The following is a 21,187-nucleotide window of genomic DNA, read 5'->3' on the forward strand; positions in this document are numbered from 1 at the left end:
CAGAGGCGCCATTCTACCTAGGGTGCGGGGCATGTAAACCGCACATGAAAAAGGCGACCCGAAGGTCGCCTTGATCAACTCGGCACAGATCAGAACTCGTGATCGGCGTTATCCGGGTTCAGGTCGCTGATGCCCAGCTTGCCCGCGGCGGCTTCGATCGAGCCGGTCTGCTTGACCAGCGCCGCAATCGCGTCGCGCACGATCTGGTTGCCTTTGTCATTGCCCGCGGCGATCAGTTGGTCGTAGTGCTCGCCGTTGTTGGCGTGATCGACCATGACCTGGATCTTCGCTTCAGTGGCGGCAAGGTCTGCCTTCAGCGCTGCGTCGGCCGCCGGGTCAACCTTGGCCACCAGGGACGACAGGCTGGCGCCGGTCATCTTGGTGCCGTCGGTGCGGGTGTATTCACCCAGGTAGACGTTACGGATGCCTTTGGCGTCGTAGAAGTGCGAGTTGTGGGTGTTGTCGCTGAAGCAATCCTGTTCGTCTTCCGGCGAATTGGCTTCCAGGGAAACCTTCATGCGCTCACCGGCCAGCTCGCCCAGGGACAGGCTGCCCATGCCGAACAACATTTTACGCAGGCCGTCGGTCGCAGGTTCCGACTCGAGGGTGGCGCGGTAGTTGTCTTCGACGTTGGGTTTCCAGTTGCCGACCATTTCTTCGAGGTCGCTGACCAGCAATTGGGTGACGGCGCGCAGGTAGGTGCGACGGCGCTCGTTGTGGCCGCCGGTGGCGCCGTCGCCGGTCATGTAGTCCGACGCCGGACGGTTGCCTGCGCCTGGGCCGGTGCCGTTGAGGTCCTGGCCCCAGAGCAGGAATTCGATGGCGTGGTAGCCGGTGGCGACGTTGGCTTCGGAACCGCCCAGTTCATTGAGGCTGGCGAGTTTTTCCGGCGTGATGTCCTTGACGTCAACCTTGTCTTCGCCGACCTGGATCTGGGTGTTGGCGATGATGTTGGCGTTGGCGCCAGGGTTGCCCAGGGCGTGCTCGTAGGATTTATCGACGTAGTCGATCAGGCCTTCATCCAGAGGCCAGGCGTTCACTTGGCCTTCCCAGTCGTCGATGATGGTGTTGCCGAAACGGAACACTTCGCTCTGCAGGTATGGCACACGGGCAGCGATCCACGCGGTGCGGGCCGCTTTCAGGGTTTCGTCGTTCGGGTTGGCGAGGAAGGTGTCGATTGCGGTTTGCAGGGTTTTCGCGGTGGATTCGGCGTCGCTGTACACCGCGAATACCATGTCGGCGTAATGCGCGACCACAGCCTTGGCGGCAGCCTCGTCGACCTGGCCTGCCGGAGCCGCCGCAGGTGCGGTGGTGCTGGCGGCTGCGGGTGCTTGAGGTGCGGCCGCCTTGTCTTTACCTTCGCCGCAACCGGCGAGAGAAATGGCAAGGGCCAGCAGACTGGCGGTGGCCAGGGGCATACGAATCATGGCGAACATCCTGCTTCGGTTATTGATGGGGCACGCGAGGCGCGCAAAACTGCGACATAATGCGAAAGATTTGCATTTTGTGTAAAGGGTTATACGCGGGAAATATTTGGTATCGCTTTGCCCGGTCAGTGAATCGCTGCATTGTTGCGTTCGGACTGTTTCAAATAGGCCACCAACTCACGCGCCGGCAGTGGTTTGCTGTAGTGGTAACCCTGGCCCTCATGGCAACCCTCGGCGATGATGTAGGCCTCTTGCTCGATGGTTTCAACACCCTCGGCAATCACCTGCATGCCCAGGCTTTTACCCAACTGGATGATGGCGCGCACGATGGTGGCATCGTCGTCGTCGTCGAGCAGGTCCTGGACGAAGCTCTTGTCGATCTTGATCTTGTCCAGAGGCAGGCTTTTCAGGTAGCTCAGCGACGAATAGCCGGTACCGAAGTCATCGATGGCGATCAGCGCGCCGGAGCGCCGCAGGCTCAGTAAGTGCTGGGCGGCGGTGCTGATGTCTTCCATCAGGCCGGTCTCGGTGACTTCCAGCTCCAGGCTGCGGGGTGGCAGGCGGTAGATCTGCATCAGGTTGTTGACCACCCGCGGCAGCTCGGTGTGGTGCAACTGCACGGTGGACAGGTTGACCGCCATGCGCAGCGTGGTGAAGCCCAAGTCGTGCCATTCGCGCAACTGCCGGCATGCCTGGTCGAGTACCCATTCGCCAATCGGAATAATCGTACCGTTCTGTTCCGCCAAGGGGATAAACAGGTCTGGTGGCACCAGGCCGTGTTCCGGATGCTGCCAGCGTATCAGCGCCTCTACGCCGACCACGCGATGGTCGAGGTAACTGATCTGTGGCTGATACACCAGGTGGAATTGGTCCCGGCTCAGGGCCTCGCGCAGGTCTTTTTCCAGTTCGCGGCGGCGGCGCATTTCGCTGTCGACGCTGGCGATATAGAACTGATAGCGGTTGCGCGAGCGGCTCTTGGCCAGGGTCATCGTCTGTTCGGCTTTTTGCAGCAGCTTCTCGGTGCTGTCGCCGTCTTCCGGAAACAGCGTGATGCCGATAGTGGCGCGCAGGCGGATCTGATCCTGGTCGAGGGCGAATTCTGCCTCCAGGTCGTCCAGGATGCTTTGTGCCAGCTCGGCAGCCTCGTAAGGCTGGTCGATATCGGCTTGAACCAGCGCGAACTGATCGCCACCCAGGCGGGCCAGGGCGCCGAGGCGGCCGCTGTGGGCACGCAGACGGTCGGCCAGCGCCAGCAGCAATTTATCGCCGGCCTGGTAGGTAAACTGTTCGTTGACGCTCTTGAAGTCGTCCAGCCCGACACACAGCACCGCCACACGGCGTTGGCGGCGGCCGGCGTCGATCAGGATCTTGTCCAACTGCTCCTGCAACTTCTGACGATTCGGCAGGCCGGTGAGGAAGTCGTACTGGGCCATGCGCAGCAGGCTGGATTCGGCTTCGTGACGTAGATGAGTATTGCGCTCGATGGACTCGAGCAACTGGTTGGCCGTGTTGATCCACAACCCCAGCTCATTGCGTTCATGGCCTTTGAGCTGGGGGATTTTGTGTTCGCTGGGCCGGTCCGGGTTGATTGAGGTCAAATGCTCGATAATTCGCGACAGCGGTTTGGTCAGCAGCCAGTGATAAACCAGGTACAACACCAGGCCCATGGCCAGGGCGCGCAGCACGCCGGAAATAAAGATGATCACCGAACTGACAATAAAACCTTTGCCGTAGGTGGCCGTGTCCAGGGTGATGCTCAGGTCGCCGTAATATTCGCTGTAGGGGCCTTTGCCGACCAATGAGGTGGTGAAGGTGCGTTCCCGTCCAAGAATCAGATCGGTCAGCCAACGGGTAGGCGATTGCTGCAAGGCGCGGCTTTTTTCCGCGAGCATGGTTTCGTTGGGGTGGCCAATGGAGGCCATGCGCACGGCGTCGTCCTGGAACAGACCCTCGATGACCTGCATCCCCATCTCGCGGTCCAGGCTGTAGACGGCCTGGGTCGAGGGGTCGCGAAACATGTCGAGAATGCGCTGGGCATCGCCCGCCACGGCCTGGTGTGTCTTGTAGGCGTCGAACACAATCTGCGCCACGCTTAAAGCCACGCCCACGATCAATGCCGACAGCAGCACAACCCGTAGCAACTTCACCGACAAGCTGTTTTTGAGTTCCAGCTTCAAAGGGTCATTCCTTGTTCCGTGCGGGTAGCCTCAATATGCCATGAGTATTGGCAATCTCGGGTTGGCAGTCAAAGGAACATTGGGGCAAAAGCAGGTTTGGAGTGTGCATCGAAGTGGTGCAGGGCGGATTTGCATCCGCCTGCTGGGCGCGCAGTCAATCTCAGAAGGTCAGCGTACGCTTTGCTGTTTCCTGGGTGCTCGAAAAATCCAGGCTTTTGTTTTGAGAGTCCAAGGCGTTGCCCAGTGCTTTGGCCAGCACATCGGCGAACGGCTGGGCGAGCGGGGCGACGGCTTTGGTGACCTCTCCAACGGCTTTGGCGGCATCGCCGATGATGGGCAGCGCTGCGAGTGCTCCAATAGACATAGTTAATTCTCCGACAGGTATGAAAGGCGAATTCCTCTCGATGCCTGGGTGGCGTTGCCTGATCGCTCAGTTCCGTTGCCCACAAAAAAGCCCGGCATTCGCCGGGCTCTTTCTACTGCAAGTGTTGCTTAGGCAGTGAAGGTCTTGCCTTCGAACTGCTCAGCCACGAACTTCCAGTTGACCAGGTTCCAGAACGCTTCCACATACTTTGGACGCACGTTGCGGTAGTCGATGTAGTAAGCGTGTTCCCAGACGTCGCAGGTCAGCAGCGGGGTGTCGCCGCTGGTCAGCGGGTTGCCGGCGCCGATGGTGCTGGCCAGGGCCAGGGAACCGTCAGCCTTTTTCACCAGCCAGCCCCAACCGGAACCGAAGGTACCGACGGAAGTCTTGGTGAACTCTTCCTTGAACTTGTCGAACGAACCGAACGCAGCGTTGATGGCTTCAGCCAGCGCGCCGGTAGGTTGGCCGCCGGCGTTTGGCGCCAGGCAGTTCCAGTAGAAGGTGTGGTTCCAGACCTGAGCGGCGTTGTTGAAGATGCCGCCCGAAGAGGATTTAACGATCTCTTCCAGGGTCTTGCCTTCGAACTCGGTGCCTGGCACCAGGTTGTTCAGGTTCACGACATAGGTGTTGTGGTGCTTGTCGTGGTGGTACTCCAAGGTTTCCTTGGAAATGTGCGGCTGCAGGGCATCGTGTGCGTACGGCAGCGGCGGCAATTCGAAAGCCATGATAATTCTCCTAATCAGGTCAGTTGCGGTGAGCGCAAGGCCGATCACGGGCGGCCAAACAAGCGCCGGGGAGTTTGAACTCTTTGCGGCGCAGGGTCCGGATCATAGCACCGGGGGTGTGGCAAAACCACGCAACAACTGTGTGGGATAGAGGTTCCAGAGCGTTTTGGAATATTCCTCAGGCGCTGATCAATTGATAAGCCACGCTGAACATCATCACGGCGACCAAAAGGTCCAGCAGGCGCCAGGTTGCCGGGCGCGCCAGCCACGGGGCCAGCCACGCCGCGCCCAGTGCCAGAGTGGCGAACCACAGGAACGACGCACTGGCCGCACCGGCCACATACGCACCCGGTTCGGTCTGCTGAGCTCCCAGGGAGCCAATCAACAGCACTGTGTCCAGGTACACATGGGGATTGAGCAACGTCACCGCCAGGGCACTGAGCAAAACGGCGCGCAGCGAGCGCACCTTGAAGGCGTCGCCTTGTTCCAGGCTCTGCTTTGAGCACGCCCGACGTAGCGCCAAGGTGCCATACCACAACAGGAAGGCTGCGCCACCCCAGCGGGCAATCGCCAGCAGCAGCGGGTTCTGCGCCAGCACCGTGGCCAGGCCGAACACCCCGGCGGCGACCAGAATGGCGTCGCACACAATGCACAGTGCCGCCACCGGCAAGTGATGCTCGCGGCGCAAGCTTTGCGCCAATACGAAGGCGTTCTGCGTGCCGATCGCCATGATCAGGCCCAGGGCCACCAGCAGCCCGTTCACATAGCTCTGCCACATAAGGTCTACTCCGCGTCCGCTGCCAATTGCCGCAACACGTGCATGGCACGCTCGGCATCGGCGCGGCCGACAAACAGGTGGTCGTGGTAATAACCGGCAATCACGTTGCAACTGATGCCGGCCTTGCCCAGTGCACTGGCGAAAGCGGCAGTCAGGCCCACGGCTTCCAAGGCCGAGTGCACGTTCAAGGTGATCCAGGCCGCGACGTATTCGAAGACCAGGCCGGCTTGCTGCGCTTGTTGGCGCTCGACGATCAGCGTCAGGCCTTCCTGCTCGCGAAAGCTGCCGATGACCTCGCAGCCTTCGGGAATACGCTGGTCGGGCACGGTGCAGAACACGTAGTCGCCCTCATTCAACTGTGGGCTCATGCTGCGCAGCAGGGTTGCCAGGGCGGTTTCGCCAGCCATGTGAGGGATTCCTTTGAAAAGTTGGGAAGCAATGCTGGTCATTTTCACGGCGCAGGCTGTATAAGAAAAACCAATATTGCTGATCGCTCATTAGGAAAACTGATGTTCGACTATAAATTGCTTTCCGCCCTGGCGGCGGTGGTGGAACAGGCTGGCTTCGAACGCGGTGCACAGGTATTGGGGTTGTCGCAGTCGGCGATGTCCCAGCGCATCAAGTTGCTTGAGGCGCGCATCGGCCAACCGGTGCTGGTGCGGGTTACGCCGCCGACGCCCACGGACATCGGGCGGCGGTTGCTCAACCATGTGCAACAGGTGCGGTTGCTGGAGCGTGACTTGCAAAGCCAGGTGCCCGCGCTGGACGAGGAGGGTATGCCCGAGCGGCTGCGTATCGCTTTGAATGCCGACAGCCTTGCCACTTGGTGGGCGCAGGCGGTCAGCGATTTCTGCGCCGAACAGCATGTGTTGCTGGACTTGGTTGTGGAGGACCAGACCGTGGGCCTCAAGCGCATGCGTGCCGGTGAAGTGGCGGCTTGTATCTGCGCCAGCGAGCGCCCAGTGGCGGGCGCGCGCAGCCTGTTGCTCGGCGCCATGCGTTATCGGGCGCTGGCCAGTCCGGCCTTTATTGCCAGGCACTTTCCCGAGGGCGTGCGCGCCGAGCAACTGGCGCGCACGCCGGCTTTGGTGTTCGGTCCGGATGATTTCCTGCAACACCGTTACCTGGCGTCCCTCGGGGTGGACGGGGGTTTTGAGCACCATCTGTGCCCCTCGTCCGAAGGCTTTATCCGGCTGACAGAGGCTGGCCTGGGCTGGGGCCTGGTGCCCGAATTGCAGGTGCGCGACCAGTTGGAGAAGGGCGTATTGCTCGAGTTATTGCCAGATAAGCCCATCGACGTGCCGTTGTACTGGCATCATTGGCGCAGTGGCGGTCAGCTGTTGGGGCTGTTGACCAACCATCTCGCTCAGGCGTGTGGCCAATGGTTGGTGCCCTATCAGCAGTAACAAGCGTCAAGCTGCAAGCTGCAAGAAAAGCTTGCGGATCGTTTTTAACTTGTAGCTTGAGGCTTGACGCTGACAGCTGCATCCGTAGGAGGCTTCATGAAGATTCTGGTCACCGGCGCAAGCGGCTTCATTGGCGGGCGTTTTGCGCGTTTCGCCCTGGAGCAGGGCCTGGACGTGCGGGTCAACGGGCGACGCGCCGAGGGTGTGGAGCACCTCGTACGGCGCGGTGCCGAGTTTATCCAGGGTGATTTGAATGATGCCGACCTGGTGCGCGAGCTGTGCCGTGACGTTGAAGCCGTGGTGCATTGCGCCGGCGCTGTCGGGCTGTGGGGCAAATACCAGGACTTTCATCAGGGCAATGTGCTGGTGACCGAAAATGTCGTTGAAGCCTGCCTGAAGCAACGGGTCGGGCGGCTGGTCCACTTGTCGTCACCGTCGATCTACTTTGACGGGCGCGATCACCTGGGGTTGACCGAAGAGCAGGTGCCCAAGCGTTTCAAGCACCCCTACGCCGCCACCAAATACCTGGCGGAGCAAAAAGTCTTCGGTGCCCAGGAATTCGGCTTGGAAGTGCTGGCCCTGCGCCCAAGATTCGTGACCGGTGCCGGTGATATGAGCATCTTTCCGCGCTTGCTGAAGATGCAGCGCAAGAATCGCTTGGCCATTGTCGGCGACGGCCTGAACAAGGTCGACTTCACCAGCGTGCACAACCTTAACGAAGCCCTCCTCAGCAGTTTGCTGGCGCCGGGGTCGGCCTTGGGTCGGGCCTACAACATCAGCAACGGCACGCCGGTACCGGTGTGGGATGTGGTGAACTACGTGATGCGCCAGATGGGCCTGCCTCAGGTTACCCGTTATCGGTCCTACGGCTTGTCCTACAGCGTGGCAGCATTGAATGAGGCTTTTTGCGCCATGTGGCCGGGTCGCCCGGAGCCGGCGTTGTCACGCCTGGGGATGCAGGTAATGAACAAAGATTTCACCCTGGACATCAGTCAGGCGCGGCATTATCTCGACTACGAGCCCAAGGTCAGCCTGTGGACCGCGCTCGACGAGTTCTGCGGTTGGTGGAAGGCCCAGGATCCCGGCCTGAAGTAGCCCCACGATCCGTGACACATCGGGAACCGAATTCGTGGTTCCGGGTCGACCAGTGCGCGGGGAACGCGGTTTATAATCCCGGCGCTCGGCCTTCCAGCTAGCCATCTCATTGATTCAAGGTAGATTCATGCGTAACGATGCTAAAGACGATGATTTCGACAACGTTCCCAGCCTGCGGGCTGATCAAGGGGATGACGATGATTTCGCGCCGACTCCCGCCACCTCCGTGCGCTCGCGCAATACCAAGGTGGTGACGGTCAAAAGAGCCAGCACCGGCCCATTGTGGGCATTGGTCGGTGCACTGCTGATCGCCTTTGCCGGTCTTGCCTGGTGGAGCTTCCAGCAGATTTCCCTGATGGGTCAGCAGTTGGTCGCCACCCAGGAGAGTTTCGCGCGCATCAGCGAGGAAGCGGCGGGGCGCCTGCAGGACATTTCCGGCAAGGTCGTGGCCAGCGAGGCCAATGTGAACAACGGCAGCGAAGCGCTGAAGTTGCAGATCAAGCAACTGGAGACCCAGTTGCTGGAGCAGGGCAAGCAACAAGTCGGCGTGGCCGGCCAGGCGAGTGAACTGGACCAGCGTCTTGCGCAGATGACCACCAACACCACCGAGCTGGCCAGCGCCAATGCCAAGTTGCAGGGCCAGGTTCAGGCCTTGACCGACGCAGTCGCCAGCCTCAAGGCGACGCAGGGAGAGATCAAGGAACTGTCGACCGACGTGGCCGCCTTGAAGAAGCAGGGCAACCCGAGCGCCGCCATCGCCCGTCTGGAACAGGACCTGCTGGTACTCAAGAGCGCGCAGGAAAATCAGCCCGCCAACAGCGACGCGCCGACCAATAAAGAGTTCGACGTGTTCCGCATCCAGACCACGCGCAACATCACCACCTTGCAGAGCCAGGTGCAGAACTTGAATCAACGCCTCAATGCACCAGCGGCCGCCACGCCGCTCGGCCAGTAAATGCTGCGGGCAAATGTCACCGCTTGGTGACATTTGCCATCGGCTTCGTTACATGCCCCTTTGCCGCCCTTGGTTAGACTTCGGTCATCCCATAAAAAAAACAAAGGCCACCCATGACCACGCAACCACTGCCTGCCAGCAGTTGGCTGAATGCACCTGCCCATCACGCCTGGCTTGCGAGCGAAGGCCAGCGACTGCTGGCATTTGCCAAAGCCTCTCAGCTGCCTGACGGCTTCGGCAACCTTGATGACAAGGGCCAACTGCCGGCCAATGCCTACGCCGAAACCATGAACACCGCGCGAATGACCCACAGCTTTGCCATGGCCCATGTCATGGGGTTGCCGGGTTACGCCGACCTGGTCGCCCACGGCGTCGCGTCGCTCAGTGGACCACTGCGCGACAGTGAACACGCAGGCTGGTTCGCCACCCCCAATGCCCGCGATGGCAACCATGGCAAAGCGGCTTACCTGCATGCATTTGTCGCCCTGGCCGCCAGCTCGGCGGTGGTGGCCGGCGCACCTGGCGCACAGAACCTGCTGAACGACGCCATCCATATCATCGACCAGTTCTTCTGGAGCGAGGAAGAGGGCGTACTGCTCGAATCCTTTGCCCGGGACTGGACGGGTGTCGAGGCCTATCGCGGTGCCAACAGCAACATGCACGCCACCGAGGCATTCCTGGCGTTGGCCGATGTGACGGGTGATCCACGCTGGCTGGACCGTGCGCTGCGTATCGTCGAGCGGGTTATACACACCCATGCCGCGGCTAACCGATTCATGGTCATCGAGCACTTCGACATCCACTGGCAACCGCTGCTCGGTTACAACGAAGACAACCCGGCCGACGGTTTTCGCCCTTACGGCATCACCCCAGGTCACGGTTTTGAGTGGGCGCGGCTGCTGCTGCACCTGGAGGCCGCACGTCTGCAGGCGGGGTTGGTCACGCCGGACTGGTTGGTGACCGATGCTCAAGGCCTGTTCGCCAGCGCGTGCGAGGGTGCCTGGGCCGTGGATGGCGCTCCCGGCATCGTCTATACCCTGGATTGGAACCACCGTCCGGTGGTGCGCGAACGTCTGCATTGGACCCACGCCGAAGCCAGTGCCGCTGCCCAGGCACTGCTCAAACGCACCGCGGATCCGCATTACGAGGTGTGGTACCGACGCTTCTGGGAATTCTGCGAGACCCACTTTATCGACAGGACCAACGGCAGCTGGCACCACGAACTTGATGCCCACAACGTGCCCAGCAGCACCATCTGGGGCGGCAAACCGGACCTGTACCATGCCTGGCAGGCGGTTGTGCTACCCGTACTGCCCTTGTCACCCAGTATGACCAGTGCTTTAGGTCGGGGCTTATATGTCACAAGGTGGTGACATTTGTGCGTCCCTTTGTTACCTGCGCCCTGAACATCCATGTTTAAACTCCGTGCAGCGCAAGCTCTAGACTTGCATGCATAACAACAAGAAAAGGTACTCAGATGAACGCGATTAATCGCCTCGCCGTCGCTATTTCCATTGCCTCGTTGTTTCCCCTCAGTGCATTTGCCGCCGACTCGAAAGGGACGGTTGAAGTTGTGCATTGGTGGACCTCCGGCGGTGAAAAAGCGGCCGTAGATGTCCTGAAGGCCCAAGTCGAGAAAGACGGCTTCACCTGGAAAGACGGCGCCGTCGCAGGTGGCGGTGGCGCCACCGCCATGACCGTGCTGAAAAGCCGTGCGGTCGCCGGTAACCCACCAGGCGTTGCTCAGATCAAGGGTCCGGACATCCAGGAATGGGCATCCACCGGCCTGCTCGACACCGACGTGCTCAAAGACGTCGCCAAAGAAGAGAAGTGGGACTCCCTGCTCGACAAGAAAGTCTCCGATACCGTGAAGTACGATGGCAACTATGTCGCCGTGCCGGTCAACATCCACCGCGTGAACTGGCTGTGGATCAACCCGGAAGTCTTCAAGAAAGCCGGTATCACCAAGAATCCGACCACCCTCCAGGAATTCTACGCAGCCGGCGACAAGCTCAAGGCCGCGGGCTTCATTCCGCTGGCCCATGGTGGCCAGCCTTGGCAGGACAGCACCGTATTCGAAGCAGTGGTGCTGTCGGTAATGGGGGCTGACGGTTACAAGAAAGCCCTGGTTGACCTGGACAATGCCGCGCTCACTGGCCCGGAAATGGTCAAGGCGCTGACTGAACTGAAGAAAGTCGCGACCTACATGGACGTCGATGGCAAAGGCCAGGACTGGAACCTCGAAGCGGGCAAGGTCATCAACGGCAAGGCCGGCATGCAGATCATGGGTGACTGGGCCAAGTCCGAGTGGACCGCCGCCAAGAAAGTCGCCGGCAAAGATTACGAGTGCGTAGCCTTCCCGGGCACCGATAAAGCCTTCACCTACAACATTGACTCCCTGGCGGTGTTCAAGGTGAAAGACAAGGGTACCCAGGCCGGTCAGCAAGACATCGCCAAAGTCGTGCTGGGTGAAAACTTCCAGAAAGTCTTCAGCATCAACAAAGGTTCGATCCCGGTTCGTAACGACATGCTCCATGAAATGGACAAGCTCGGCTTCGATTCCTGCGCTCAGACCGCGGCCAAGGACTTCCTTGCCGACGCCCAGACCGGCGGCCTGCAGCCAAGCATGGCGCACAACATGGCTACTACCCTGGCCGTGCAAGGTGCGTTCTTCGATGTCGTGACCAACTACATCAACGACCCGAAAGCCGACCCGGCCGACACCGCCAAGAAACTCGGCGCTGCGATCAAGTCGGCTAAATAAAAATAAGCTGCAAGTTGCAAGCTACAAGCTGCAAGTCGTGTGTTGTATGTCTTGACGCTTGGCGCTTGCAACTGCCTTTACTCTTTCAGTGGATTTTCCCATGAGTTCTGTTGCTGTGTTCAGCAAGGCCTCGCCGTTCGATGCATTGCAGCGCTGGCTTCCCAAACTGGTGCTGGCGCCCAGCATGTTCATCGTTCTGGTGGGCTTCTACGGCTACATCCTATGGACGTTCGTTCTGTCGTTCACTACGTCCACGTTCCTGCCGAGCTACAACTGGGCGGGGCTTGCGCAATACGCGCGGTTGTTCGACAACGACCGCTGGTGGGTGGCGAGCAAGAACCTGGCGGTTTTCGGCGGGATGTTTATTGGCATCACCTTGGTGATCGGCGTGACACTGGCGATTTTCCTCGACCAGAAGATCCGTCGTGAAGGCTTTATCCGCACCATTTACCTGTACCCGATGGCGCTGTCGATGATCGTCACCGGTACGGCCTGGAAATGGCTGCTCAACCCGGGCATGGGCCTGGACAAACTCCTGCGTGACTGGGGCTGGGAAGGCTTCCGTCTCGACTGGCTGATCGACCCTGATCGCGTCGTTTACTGCCTGGTGATTGCCGCGGTGTGGCAAGCCTCCGGCTTCATCATGGCGATGTTCCTGGCAGGCCTGCGTGGGGTTGATCAATCGATCATCCGTGCCGCGCAGATCGACGGCGCCAGCCTGCCGCGCATCTACTGGAGCGTGGTGCTGCCCAGCCTGCGCCCGGTGTTCTTCAGTGCGGTGATGATCCTGGCGCACATTGCGATCAAGAGCTTCGACCTGGTCGCAGCCATGACCGCCGGTGGCCCGGGCTACTCGTCCGACCTGCCCGCCATGTTCATGTACTCGTTCACCTTCAGCCGTGGCCAGATGGGTATGGGCTCGGCCAGTGCGATCCTGATGCTCGGCGCGATTCTCGCGATCATCGTGCCTTACCTGTATTCCGAGCTGAGGACCAAGCGTCATGACTAGTCTTGCTGCCAAACCTGCCATCAGCCTGAGCCGCATCGCGATCTATGCGGTGCTGATCCTCGCTGTGCTGCTTTACCTGGTGCCGCTGGTGGTCATGCTGCTCACCAGCTTCAAGACCCCGGAAGACATCAGCACCGGCAACTTGCTGAGCTGGCCGACCGTGGTTTCCGGCATCGGTTGGGTGAAAGCCTGGGCCACCGTGGAGGGCTACTTCTGGAACTCGATCAAGATCACCGTTCCGGCCGTGCTGATTTCCACCGCCATTGGGGCATTGAACGGTTATGTACTGTCGTTCTGGCGCTTCCGTGGCTCGCAGTTGTTCTTCGGCCTGCTGCTGTTTGGCTGCTTCCTGCCGTTCCAGACCGTGCTGCTGCCCGCGTCGTTCACCCTCGGCAAGATGGGCCTGGCCAGCACTACCACCGGCCTGGTGTTTGTGCACGTGGTCTACGGGCTGGCGTTTACTACACTGTTTTTCCGTAACTACTACGTGAGCATTCCTGACGCGCTGATCAAGGCCGCACGGCTGGACGGTGCAGGTTTCTTCACCATCTTCCGTCAGATCATTCTGCCGATGTCGACGCCGATCATCATGGTCTGCCTGATCTGGCAGTTCACGCAGATCTGGAACGACTTCCTGTTCGGCGTTGTGTTCTCCAGCGGCGACTCCCAGCCCATCACGGTGGCGCTGAACAACCTGGTCAACACCAGCACCGGGGCCAAGGAATATAACGTGGATATGGCGGCGGCGATGATCGCCGGGCTGCCGACCCTGCTGGTCTATGTGATCGCAGGCAAGTATTTCGTGCGCGGCCTCACGGCTGGCGCGGTCAAGGGGTAATCATGGCTACGCTTGAACTTCGCAATGTAAACAAGACCTATGGCGCCGGCTTGCCCGACACCTTGAAGAACATCGAGCTGTCGATCAAGGAAGGCGAATTCCTGATCCTGGTCGGCCCCTCGGGTTGCGGTAAATCCACGCTGATGAACTGCATCGCCGGGCTTGAGACCATCACCGGCGGCGCGATCATGATCGGCGATCAGGACGTCAGCGGCATGAGCCCCAAGGACCGTGACATCGCCATGGTGTTCCAGTCCTACGCGCTGTACCCGACCATGAGCGTGCGCGAGAACATCGAGTTCGGTCTCAAGATCCGCAAGATGCCCCAGGCCGATATCGACGCCGAAGTGGCGCGCGTGGCCAAGCTGTTGCAGATCGAACATCTGCTCAACCGCAAGCCGGGCCAGCTCTCCGGCGGTCAGCAACAGCGCGTGGCCATGGGCCGTGCACTGGCGCGTCGACCGAAGATCTACCTGTTCGACGAACCGCTGTCCAACCTCGACGCCAAGCTGCGGGTCGAGATGCGCACTGAAATGAAACTGATGCACCAGCGTCTGAAAACCACCACGGTCTACGTGACCCACGACCAGATCGAAGCGATGACCCTGGGCGACAAAGTGGCGGTGATGAAGGACGGCATCATTCAGCAGTTCGGTACGCCGAAAGAGATCTACAACGACCCGGCCAACCAATTCGTGGCGAGCTTCATCGGTTCGCCGCCGATGAACTTCGTGCCGCTGCGGTTGCAGCGCAAGGACGGACGCCTGGTGGCGCTGCTCGACAGCGGCCAGGCCCGTTGCGAATTGGCGCTCAATGTGTCGGACGCCGGCCTTGAAGACCGTGACGTGATCCTGGGTTTGCGCCCGGAGCAGATCATGTTGGCGAATGGCGAGGGCGACAGTGCGTCGAGCATTCGTGCCGAAGTCCAGGTCACCGAACCGACCGGCCCGGACACCTTGGTGTTTGTGCAACTCAACGACACCAAAGTCTGCTGCCGCCTGGCGCCCGATGTGGCACCCCAGGTCGGTGAGACCCTGACCCTGCAATTCGATCCGGCCAAGGTCCTGCTGTTCGACGCCAACTCCGGTGAGCGTCTGGGCACTGCCGCCGCATCGCCTGCACACGGGCATACCGGCAACGTGGCCCAATTCAAAGGTCGTTGAGTCTATAACTTGTTGTTTTAGATAAAAAATGTAACCCGCGTTAGATAAAAACAGTTTAATAACAATAAAGACGAGGATGTAGGGATGAAAAAGCAACACAACAACACTCGGCTGATCTGCCAACTGTCAGCAGCAGCCGCTCTGGTATTGTCCGCCAATGCGATGGCGGCCGATGCGTTCAGCGCCGATTCCAAGTGGATGACCGGCGATTGGGGCGGCGAGCGGACCAAGCTGATCGAGCAAGGTATCGATATCAAGGCTGACTACGTCGGGGAGATGGGCTACAACGCCCACGGCGGTTATAACGATGACAAGACCGGTCGCTACTCTGACCAGTTCGGTCTTGGCGTGGCACTGGACCTGCAAAAACTGTGGGGCTGGGACAACACCCAGGCCAAGATCCAGTTGACCAACCGTAATGGCCAGAATATCTCCAACGACCGTATTGGCGACCCGCGTGCCGGCACGCTGAGTTCGTCCATGGAAGTCTACGGCCGTGGCCACATGGTGCGTCTGACCCAGTTCTGGATCCAGCACCAGATGTTCGACAACAAGCTGGACGTCAAACTCGGTTACTTCGGCGAAGGCGAAGACTTCAACACCTTCCCGTGCGACTTCCAGAACCTGTCGTTCTGCGGCTCGCAAGTGGGTAACTACGTCAACACCTGGTACAACTGGCCGGTGGCGCAGGCCGCTATCCGCGTGAAGTACAACATCACGCCTGAGCTGTTTGCGCAAATCGGTGCATACAACCAGAACCCGTCGCAGCTGGAGCACGGCAACGGCTTCAAACTCAGCGGCAGCGGCACCAAGGGCACCGTGATTCCGGTGGAATTGGTCTGGTCGCCGAAGGTCAATAACCTGCCGGGCGAATACCGTGTGGGTTACTACAAGAGCGCCGCGGATGCCAGCGATGTACGTGAAGACGTCAATGGTAACGATGCGGCCACCACGCGCGCAGGCTACCGTGTGCGCAGCAGCAAAACCGGTTATTGGTTCGTTGCCCAACAGCAGCTCACCACCCATAACGGTGATGCTTCGCGCGGCCTGAACATTGCCGCCAACGCCACCTTCCACGATAAAGACACCAACCTGGTCGACAACTACCAGTCGCTGATGCTGGTCTACAAAGGGCCATTTGACGCACGTGCCAAAGATGACGTCGGTATCGGTATTTCCCGTATCCACGCCAACAGTGACGTGAAGAAAAACGCTGAGTTGCTGAATGAGGCTGGCGGTTTCACCGACTACAGCCAAGCGGGTTACGCGCCTCTGCGTAACACCGAGTACAACCTTGAGCTCAACTACGGTTTCCACGTCACCAACTGGCTGACCGTGCGTCCTAACCTGCAATACATCAAGAACCCAGGTGGCGTTGACCAAGTCGACAACGCGTTGGTAGCGGGCCTGAAAATTCAGTCTACGTTCTAACGCTGTTGCGATAAGCTCCTTCTCTCTGTGCGCATTTTGCGGATAGCCATGGCTATCCGCTTTTTTTTGGGCTGCACTGTGATGATATTCAGGACCGTGGCACATGCATGAGCATCCGCTGCAACGCTTTTTCAAATCCCTGCGCGAGCGTCCGGTGTTCGCCTGGGAGCGCTTTCAGATGCGCGACGTGTTGGTGATTGACCATCCGCTGTGCCAGGCGGTGTTCAGTCGCCAGGGCGCGCAATTGCTGCATTTCCAGCCGCGTGGCCAGAAGCCCTGGTTGTGGTGTGCGGCCAAGTGGCTGCAGGTCGGAGCCATCCGTGGTGGCGTGCCGGTGTGCTGGCCTTGGTATGGTCGTCACCCGAGTGAGAACGCGTGGCCGTCCCATGGCTGGGCGCGGCTGATCGACTGGAAGCTGCTCGACAGCAACACCGACGACGATGGCGTGCGTCTGCACTGGCAATTACGGCTGTGCGACTGGCAGGTCGACCTGCATGCGCACTTGGGTGAAACCCTGGAGTTGCGCCTGAGCACCGAGCATCAGGACGAACTTCCTTGCCAATTGAGCCATGCTTTGCACGCTTACTGGCGTATTGGTCACGTTGATGAGATAGCGCTGTCTGGGCTCGACGGAGCGCAGGGTTATGACCAGCTCAGTCGCCAGGTCTGCCAGCAGGAAGGCGAGTTACGAGTGGACGGTGGCTGCCAGCGGGTATTCCAGCATGAGGGCGAATTGCACCTCAAGGATCATGCCTGGCAGCGCGAATTGTGCATCGACACCGGTGACAGCGCGGATACCGTGGTGTGGCACCCGGGCAGCCGGCCGTTGTTGGGCGTGAGCTTCAACGAGGCGTCGGGGTTTGTATGCGTGGAGTCGGCGATGGCCGGGGCCAGTCTGGCACCGGGGGAGAGGGCGCATCTGAGTCTGCAGGCGCGAGCCGGGGTTTGACGGTGTGGCTGATGGCGCCACAGGGAGCAAGCCCCTTCCTGCATTCGACTGCTTTCCCATATTGGAGCTCGGTCAAGTGCAGGAGGGGGGCTTGCTCCCGATCAGGCCAGTACAAATCCTGGCTTAGTTGAACTCATCCCCGACCGGATACCGGCTGTCATTCAAGCTCTCTTTGATCTTGCGCAAATGTGGCTGGAAATCCACGCCTCTGCGCAAGGTCATGCCGGTCGCCAGCACGTCCAGTACCGTCAGCTGGATGATCCGCGAGGTCATCGGCATGTAGATGTCGGTGTCTTCCGGCAGCGGAATGTTCAGGCTCACCGTGCTGGCTTTGGCCAGCGGTGAGTTCTCGGCAGTCACGCCCAGCACCGAGGCACCATTGCTGCGTGCGATACGCGCCACTTCCACCAACTCGCGGGTACGCCCGGTGTAGGAAATGATCACGAACAGCTCGCCGGTATGGGCCACCGAGGCGATCATGCGCTGCATCAGCACGTCGGCGTGGGCGGTCACCGCCAGGTTGAAGCGGAAAAACTTGTGCAGCGCATCCATGGCCACCGGGGCCGAGGCACCCAGGCCGAAGAAGTGGATCTGCCGTGCCTGGATCAGCAAGTCTACGGCCTTGCTGATCAGGGCCGGGTCCAGCGCTTGGCAGGCGCTGTCCAGGGAGGCAATGGCGCTGCCGAAGATCTTCTGGGTATACGCTTCGGGGTTATCATCGGCTTCCACTGCGCGGCTGACATAGGCCGCGCCGCTGGCCAGGCTTTGCGCCAACTGCAATTTCAGTTCAGGGTAACCGCTGACACCGAACGAACGGCAGAAACGGTTGACCGTCGGCTCACTGACCGAGGCGGCCTGGGCGAGAGCGGCGATCGAGAAGCGTGTGGCCTGCTGCGGGTTGAGCAGGATGACTTCAGCGACTTTGCGCTCGGCCTTGTTCAATTCTTCGAGGCGGTTCTGGATCTGTTCCAGAAGATTTCGCACGCGGTCCATTCAGTCTTTCCTTCGGGCGACGATGCAAATTAAGGGCGGCAACCAATCGACGAGCGGCCCTTCGAGGTGGCCTATCCTACTGAGGGTAGCTGAACACCACCACTCGCAATGCGTATTTTGGGAAAATGTTGTGGTTATTACTACATTTTTCCTTGAGTGATGCCTTGAAAAAAGGTATTTGTAGCTTAACTTGATAAAAGAACAAACATCATGCCTTCGATAACCGTGGAACCCTGCACCTTTGCCCTGTTTGGCGCCTTGGGTGATCTGGCGCTGCGCAAGTTATTTCCTGCCCTCTATCATCTCGATGGCGCCGGGCTCTTGCACGACGACACCCGCATCATGGCACTGGCCCGTGAAGCCGGCACCGAGCAACAGCACTTGGCCCACATCGAAAAAGAACTGCGCAACTACGTCGGCAAGGAAATGGATGAGGCCGTGGCCCAGCGCTTCCTGGCCCGTCTGGTCTATGTGCATGTCGATTTCATGAAGGCTGACGACTACGTCGCGCTGGCTGAAAAAGTCGGTGGCGAGCAACGTCTGATCGCCTACTTCGCCACCCCGGCTGCGGTGTATGGCGCGATCTGCGAAAACCTGGCCAAAGTCGGCCTGGCTGAAAACACCCGCGTGGTATTGGAAAAGCCGATCGGCTCCGACCTGGAGTCGTCGCGCAAGGTCAACGACGCCGTGGCGCAGTTTTTCCCGGAAAACCGCACGTATCGCATCGACCACTACCTGGGCAAGGAAACCGTCCAGAACCTGATCGCACTGCGGTTCGCCAACAGCCTGTTCGAAACGCAGTGGAACCAGAACTACATTTCCCATGTGGAAATCACCGTGGCCGAGCAGGTCGGTATCGAAGGCCGCTGGGGTTACTTCGACAAGGCCGGCCAACTGCGGGACATGATCCAGAATCACCTGCTGCAACTGCTTTGCCTGATCGCCATGGACCCACCGGCCGACCTGTCCGCCGACAGCATTCGAGACGAGAAGGTCAAGGTGCTCAAGGCCCTGGCACCGATCAGCCCGGACGGCCTGACTACTCAGGTGGTACGTGGCCAGTACATCGCCGGCTACAGCGCCGGCAAGCCTGTGCCGGGTTACCTGGAAGAAGAGAATTCCAACACCCAGAGCGATACTGAGACGTTCGTCGCCCTGCGTGCCGATATCCGTAACTGGCGCTGGGCCGGGGTGCCGTTCTACCTGCGTACCGGCAAGCGCATGCCGCAAAAGCTGTCGCAGATCGTCATCCACTTCAAGGAACCGTCGCACTACATCTTCGCCCCCGAGCAGCGCTTGCAGATCAGCAACAAACTGATCATCCGCCTGCAGCCGGACGAGGGTATTTCCTTGCGCGTGATGACCAAGGAACAGGGCCTGGACAAGGGCATGCAGCTGCGCAGCGGTCCGCTGCAATTGAATTTTTCCGACACCTACCGCAGTGCACGGATTCCCGATGCCTACGAGCGGTTGTTGCTGGAAGTGATGCACGGCAATCAGAACCTGTTTGTCCGTAAAGATGAAATCGAAGCCGCGTGGAAGTGGTGTGACCAGTTGATCGCCGGGTGGAAGAAATCCGGTGACGCGCCCAAGCCGTATGCGGCGGGGTCCTGGGGGCCGATGAGCTCGATTGCACTGATCACGCGGGATGGGAGGTCGTGGTATGGCGATATCTGAACTGAAACTGCCTCAGGGCGTGACAGCCCATGAGTACCGTACCGCCGCCTTGCTGGCGGACGGTCTGGCCAATGACGTGGCCGAACAGCTGCGCGCGGCTATCAGCGCCCGTGGTGACGCGACCCTGGTCGTGTCCGGCGGCCGCAGCCCGGTGGCCTTCTTCCAGAGCCTGGCCAAGCAGGGCCTGGACTGGTCAAAGGTTACTATCACTCTGGCCGATGAGCGCTGGGTGCCGGTGGAACATGCCGACAGCAACGCCGGCCTGTTGAAGCAGCACTTGCTGCAAGGTCCGGCGGCCAAAGCCAGGTTCCTGAGCTTGTACAGTCCCGCAGCCAATCTTGAAGACGCAGCCTTGCAGGCCGATCGCCTGCTGGGCGAATTGCCAGCCATTGATGTGCTGGTGCTGGGCATGGGGGATGACGGCCACACCGCCTCGCTGTTTCCCAACAGCCCGAACCTCAGCGATGCCCTGCAACCCAACGGTACCCGCCGTTGCTGGCCGATGTTGGCGCCGACTGTGCCGCATCAACGCCTGACCATGAGTCGCGCGTTGCTGAGCACGGCGAACTACACCGTACTGTCGATTGCCGGCAGTTCGAAATTGACCACCTTGAGCGCCGCGCTGGCCAGTGATGACGTTGCTGCCATGCCGATTCGCGCGTTTTTGCAACCTACTCTAGAGATTTACTGGTGCCCATGAGCCAAGGATCAGCCGCTATGAACAGCCCTCAACCGACCGTATCCATGGCGGATAAAGTTGCCCTGATCGACAGCCTCTGCGCCAAGGCGCGGATTCTGCCGGTGATCACCATCGCCCGCGAACAGGACATCCTGCCGCTGGCCGATGCCCTGGCCGCCGGTGGTCTGACCGCATTGGAAGTGACCCTGCGTTCCGAGTTCGGCCTCAAGGCCATTCAGGTATTGCGCGAGCAACGCCCTGAACTGTGCACCGGTGCCGGCACCGTACTCGACCGCCATATGCTCGAAGCGGCTGAAGTGGCCGGCTCGCAATTTATCGTCACTCCAGGCATTACCCGCGACCTGCTGGAAGCCTCGGTGCACAGCCCGATCCCGCTGCTGCCAGGCATCAGCAACGCTTCCGGCATCATGGAAGGTTATGGCCTGGGGTATCGCCGCTTCAAGCTGTTCCCGGCCGAAGTCAGCGGTGGCGTTGCCGCCATCAAGGCCCTCGGCGGCCCGTTCAGCGAAGTGAAATTCTGCCCGACCGGCGGTGTAGGCCCGGCCAACATCAAAAACTACATGGCGTTGAAAAACGTGATGTGCGTGGGCGGTAGCTGGATGCTGGACCCGGAGTGGGTCAAGAACGGCGACTGGGCCCGCATCCAGGAAGTTACCGCGCAAGCGCTGGCGCTGCTGGATTGATCTGCTTTTACTGAATCGTTGTTGCTGTGCTTAACGGCATTTTTGCGGTGCAC

General features: G+C 60.1%; 20 protein-coding genes. 13 read left to right on the forward strand and 7 right to left on the reverse strand.

Annotation, left to right across the window (positions count from 1 at the left end; translation table 11 throughout):
• Nucleotides 1-89: 89 nt before the first annotated feature.
• The 6 genes from M5B97_RS24665 to M5B97_RS24690 form a co-directional block, all read right to left on the reverse strand.
• Complete coding sequence (locus tag M5B97_RS24665) at nt 90-1,427, reverse strand: imelysin family protein (RefSeq protein WP_248732948.1); 1,338 nt, start codon at nt 1,425-1,427, stop codon at nt 90-92.
• A 125-nt stretch (nt 1,428-1,552) separates the two neighbouring features.
• Entirely contained in the window at nt 1,553-3,604 is a 2,052-nt protein-coding gene (locus M5B97_RS24670; protein ID WP_248732949.1) for a GGDEF domain-containing phosphodiesterase, read from the reverse strand.
• Between the two features lie 160 nt (nt 3,605-3,764).
• Nucleotides 3,765-3,968, reverse strand: coding sequence for a hypothetical protein (locus M5B97_RS24675; RefSeq protein WP_134660090.1), 204 nt, complete (start codon nt 3,966-3,968; stop codon nt 3,765-3,767).
• 128 nt (nt 3,969-4,096) lie between these two features.
• Nucleotides 4,097-4,693: a Fe-Mn family superoxide dismutase gene (locus M5B97_RS24680; protein WP_003212997.1), complete on the reverse strand. Its 597-nt coding sequence runs from the start codon at nt 4,691-4,693 to the stop codon at nt 4,097-4,099.
• A 178-nt stretch (nt 4,694-4,871) separates the two neighbouring features.
• Nucleotides 4,872-5,471 (reverse strand): LysE/ArgO family amino acid transporter, encoded by a 600-nt coding sequence (locus M5B97_RS24685; RefSeq protein ID WP_134660089.1) that lies wholly within the window; start codon nt 5,469-5,471, stop codon nt 4,872-4,874.
• Between the two features lie 5 nt (nt 5,472-5,476).
• Nucleotides 5,477-5,878: an ACT domain-containing protein gene (locus M5B97_RS24690; RefSeq protein ID WP_123715671.1), complete on the reverse strand. Its 402-nt coding sequence runs from the start codon at nt 5,876-5,878 to the stop codon at nt 5,477-5,479.
• A 102-nt stretch (nt 5,879-5,980) separates the two neighbouring features.
• Here M5B97_RS24690 and M5B97_RS24695 point away from each other — a divergent pair, with 102 nt between their 5' ends.
• The 10 genes from M5B97_RS24695 (at nt 5,981) to M5B97_RS24740 (ending at nt 17,081) form a co-directional block, all read left to right on the forward strand.
• Complete coding sequence (locus M5B97_RS24695; protein ID WP_134660087.1) at nt 5,981-6,877, forward strand: LysR family transcriptional regulator ArgP; 897 nt, start codon at nt 5,981-5,983, stop codon at nt 6,875-6,877.
• 96 nt (nt 6,878-6,973) lie between these two features.
• Nucleotides 6,974-7,972 (forward strand): NAD-dependent epimerase/dehydratase family protein, encoded by a 999-nt coding sequence (locus M5B97_RS24700; RefSeq protein ID WP_123715669.1) that lies wholly within the window; start codon nt 6,974-6,976, stop codon nt 7,970-7,972.
• Between the two features lie 127 nt (nt 7,973-8,099).
• Complete coding sequence (locus tag M5B97_RS24705) at nt 8,100-8,927, forward strand: ATPase (RefSeq protein ID WP_123715668.1); 828 nt, start codon at nt 8,100-8,102, stop codon at nt 8,925-8,927.
• 113 nt (nt 8,928-9,040) lie between these two features.
• Nucleotides 9,041-10,300, forward strand: coding sequence for an AGE family epimerase/isomerase (locus M5B97_RS24710; RefSeq protein WP_248732950.1), 1,260 nt, complete (start codon nt 9,041-9,043; stop codon nt 10,298-10,300).
• A gap of 104 nt (nt 10,301-10,404) precedes the next feature.
• Entirely contained in the window at nt 10,405-11,691 is a 1,287-nt protein-coding gene (locus tag M5B97_RS24715; protein WP_123715666.1) for an ABC transporter substrate-binding protein, read from the forward strand.
• A 100-nt stretch (nt 11,692-11,791) separates the two neighbouring features.
• Entirely contained in the window at nt 11,792-12,700 is a 909-nt protein-coding gene (locus M5B97_RS24720; protein WP_123715665.1) for a sugar ABC transporter permease, read from the forward strand.
• Nucleotides 12,693-13,538, forward strand: coding sequence for a carbohydrate ABC transporter permease (locus M5B97_RS24725; RefSeq protein ID WP_134660084.1), 846 nt, complete (start codon nt 12,693-12,695; stop codon nt 13,536-13,538). Before M5B97_RS24720 ends, M5B97_RS24725 begins: the two co-directional genes overlap by 8 nt.
• Nucleotides 13,539-13,540: 2 nt before the next feature.
• Entirely contained in the window at nt 13,541-14,701 is a 1,161-nt protein-coding gene (gene ugpC, locus M5B97_RS24730) for a sn-glycerol-3-phosphate ABC transporter ATP-binding protein UgpC (protein ID WP_123715663.1), read from the forward strand.
• Between the two features lie 84 nt (nt 14,702-14,785).
• Nucleotides 14,786-16,132, forward strand: coding sequence for a carbohydrate porin (locus tag M5B97_RS24735; protein WP_123715662.1), 1,347 nt, complete (start codon nt 14,786-14,788; stop codon nt 16,130-16,132).
• Nucleotides 16,133-16,235: 103 nt separating this feature from the next.
• Nucleotides 16,236-17,081: a D-hexose-6-phosphate mutarotase gene (locus tag M5B97_RS24740; protein WP_248732951.1), complete on the forward strand. Its 846-nt coding sequence runs from the start codon at nt 16,236-16,238 to the stop codon at nt 17,079-17,081.
• Nucleotides 17,082-17,204: 123 nt separating this feature from the next.
• On the opposite strand, the gene M5B97_RS24745 is transcribed toward M5B97_RS24740, so the two are convergent.
• A complete protein-coding gene (locus tag M5B97_RS24745; protein WP_174554056.1) occupies nt 17,205-18,065 on the reverse strand; it encodes a MurR/RpiR family transcriptional regulator in 861 nt (286 codons plus the stop codon).
• A gap of 219 nt (nt 18,066-18,284) precedes the next feature.
• Here M5B97_RS24745 and zwf point away from each other — a divergent pair, with 219 nt between their 5' ends.
• From zwf to M5B97_RS24760, 3 genes are read left to right on the forward strand one after another with little or no spacing between them, the layout of a single operon-like run.
• The gene (zwf, locus tag M5B97_RS24750; RefSeq protein ID WP_248732952.1) at nt 18,285-19,751 is read left to right on the forward strand and encodes a glucose-6-phosphate dehydrogenase; all 1,467 of its coding nucleotides are present in this window, start codon (nt 18,285-18,287) and stop codon (nt 19,749-19,751) included.
• Nucleotides 19,738-20,451 carry a 6-phosphogluconolactonase gene (gene pgl / locus M5B97_RS24755; protein ID WP_248732953.1) on the forward strand — a complete coding sequence of 238 codons (714 nt, stop codon included), beginning with the start codon at nt 19,738-19,740 and terminating at the stop codon, nt 20,449-20,451. Before zwf ends, pgl begins: the two co-directional genes overlap by 14 nt.
• A 17-nt stretch (nt 20,452-20,468) precedes the next feature.
• Complete coding sequence (locus M5B97_RS24760) at nt 20,469-21,134, forward strand: bifunctional 4-hydroxy-2-oxoglutarate aldolase/2-dehydro-3-deoxy-phosphogluconate aldolase (RefSeq protein WP_248732954.1); 666 nt, start codon at nt 20,469-20,471, stop codon at nt 21,132-21,134.
• The last annotated feature ends 53 nt before the right edge of the window (nt 21,135-21,187 follow it).

The organism is Pseudomonas sp. MWU13-2517 (assembly GCF_023242545.1).
Classification (GTDB): domain Bacteria; phylum Pseudomonadota; class Gammaproteobacteria; order Pseudomonadales; family Pseudomonadaceae; genus Aquipseudomonas.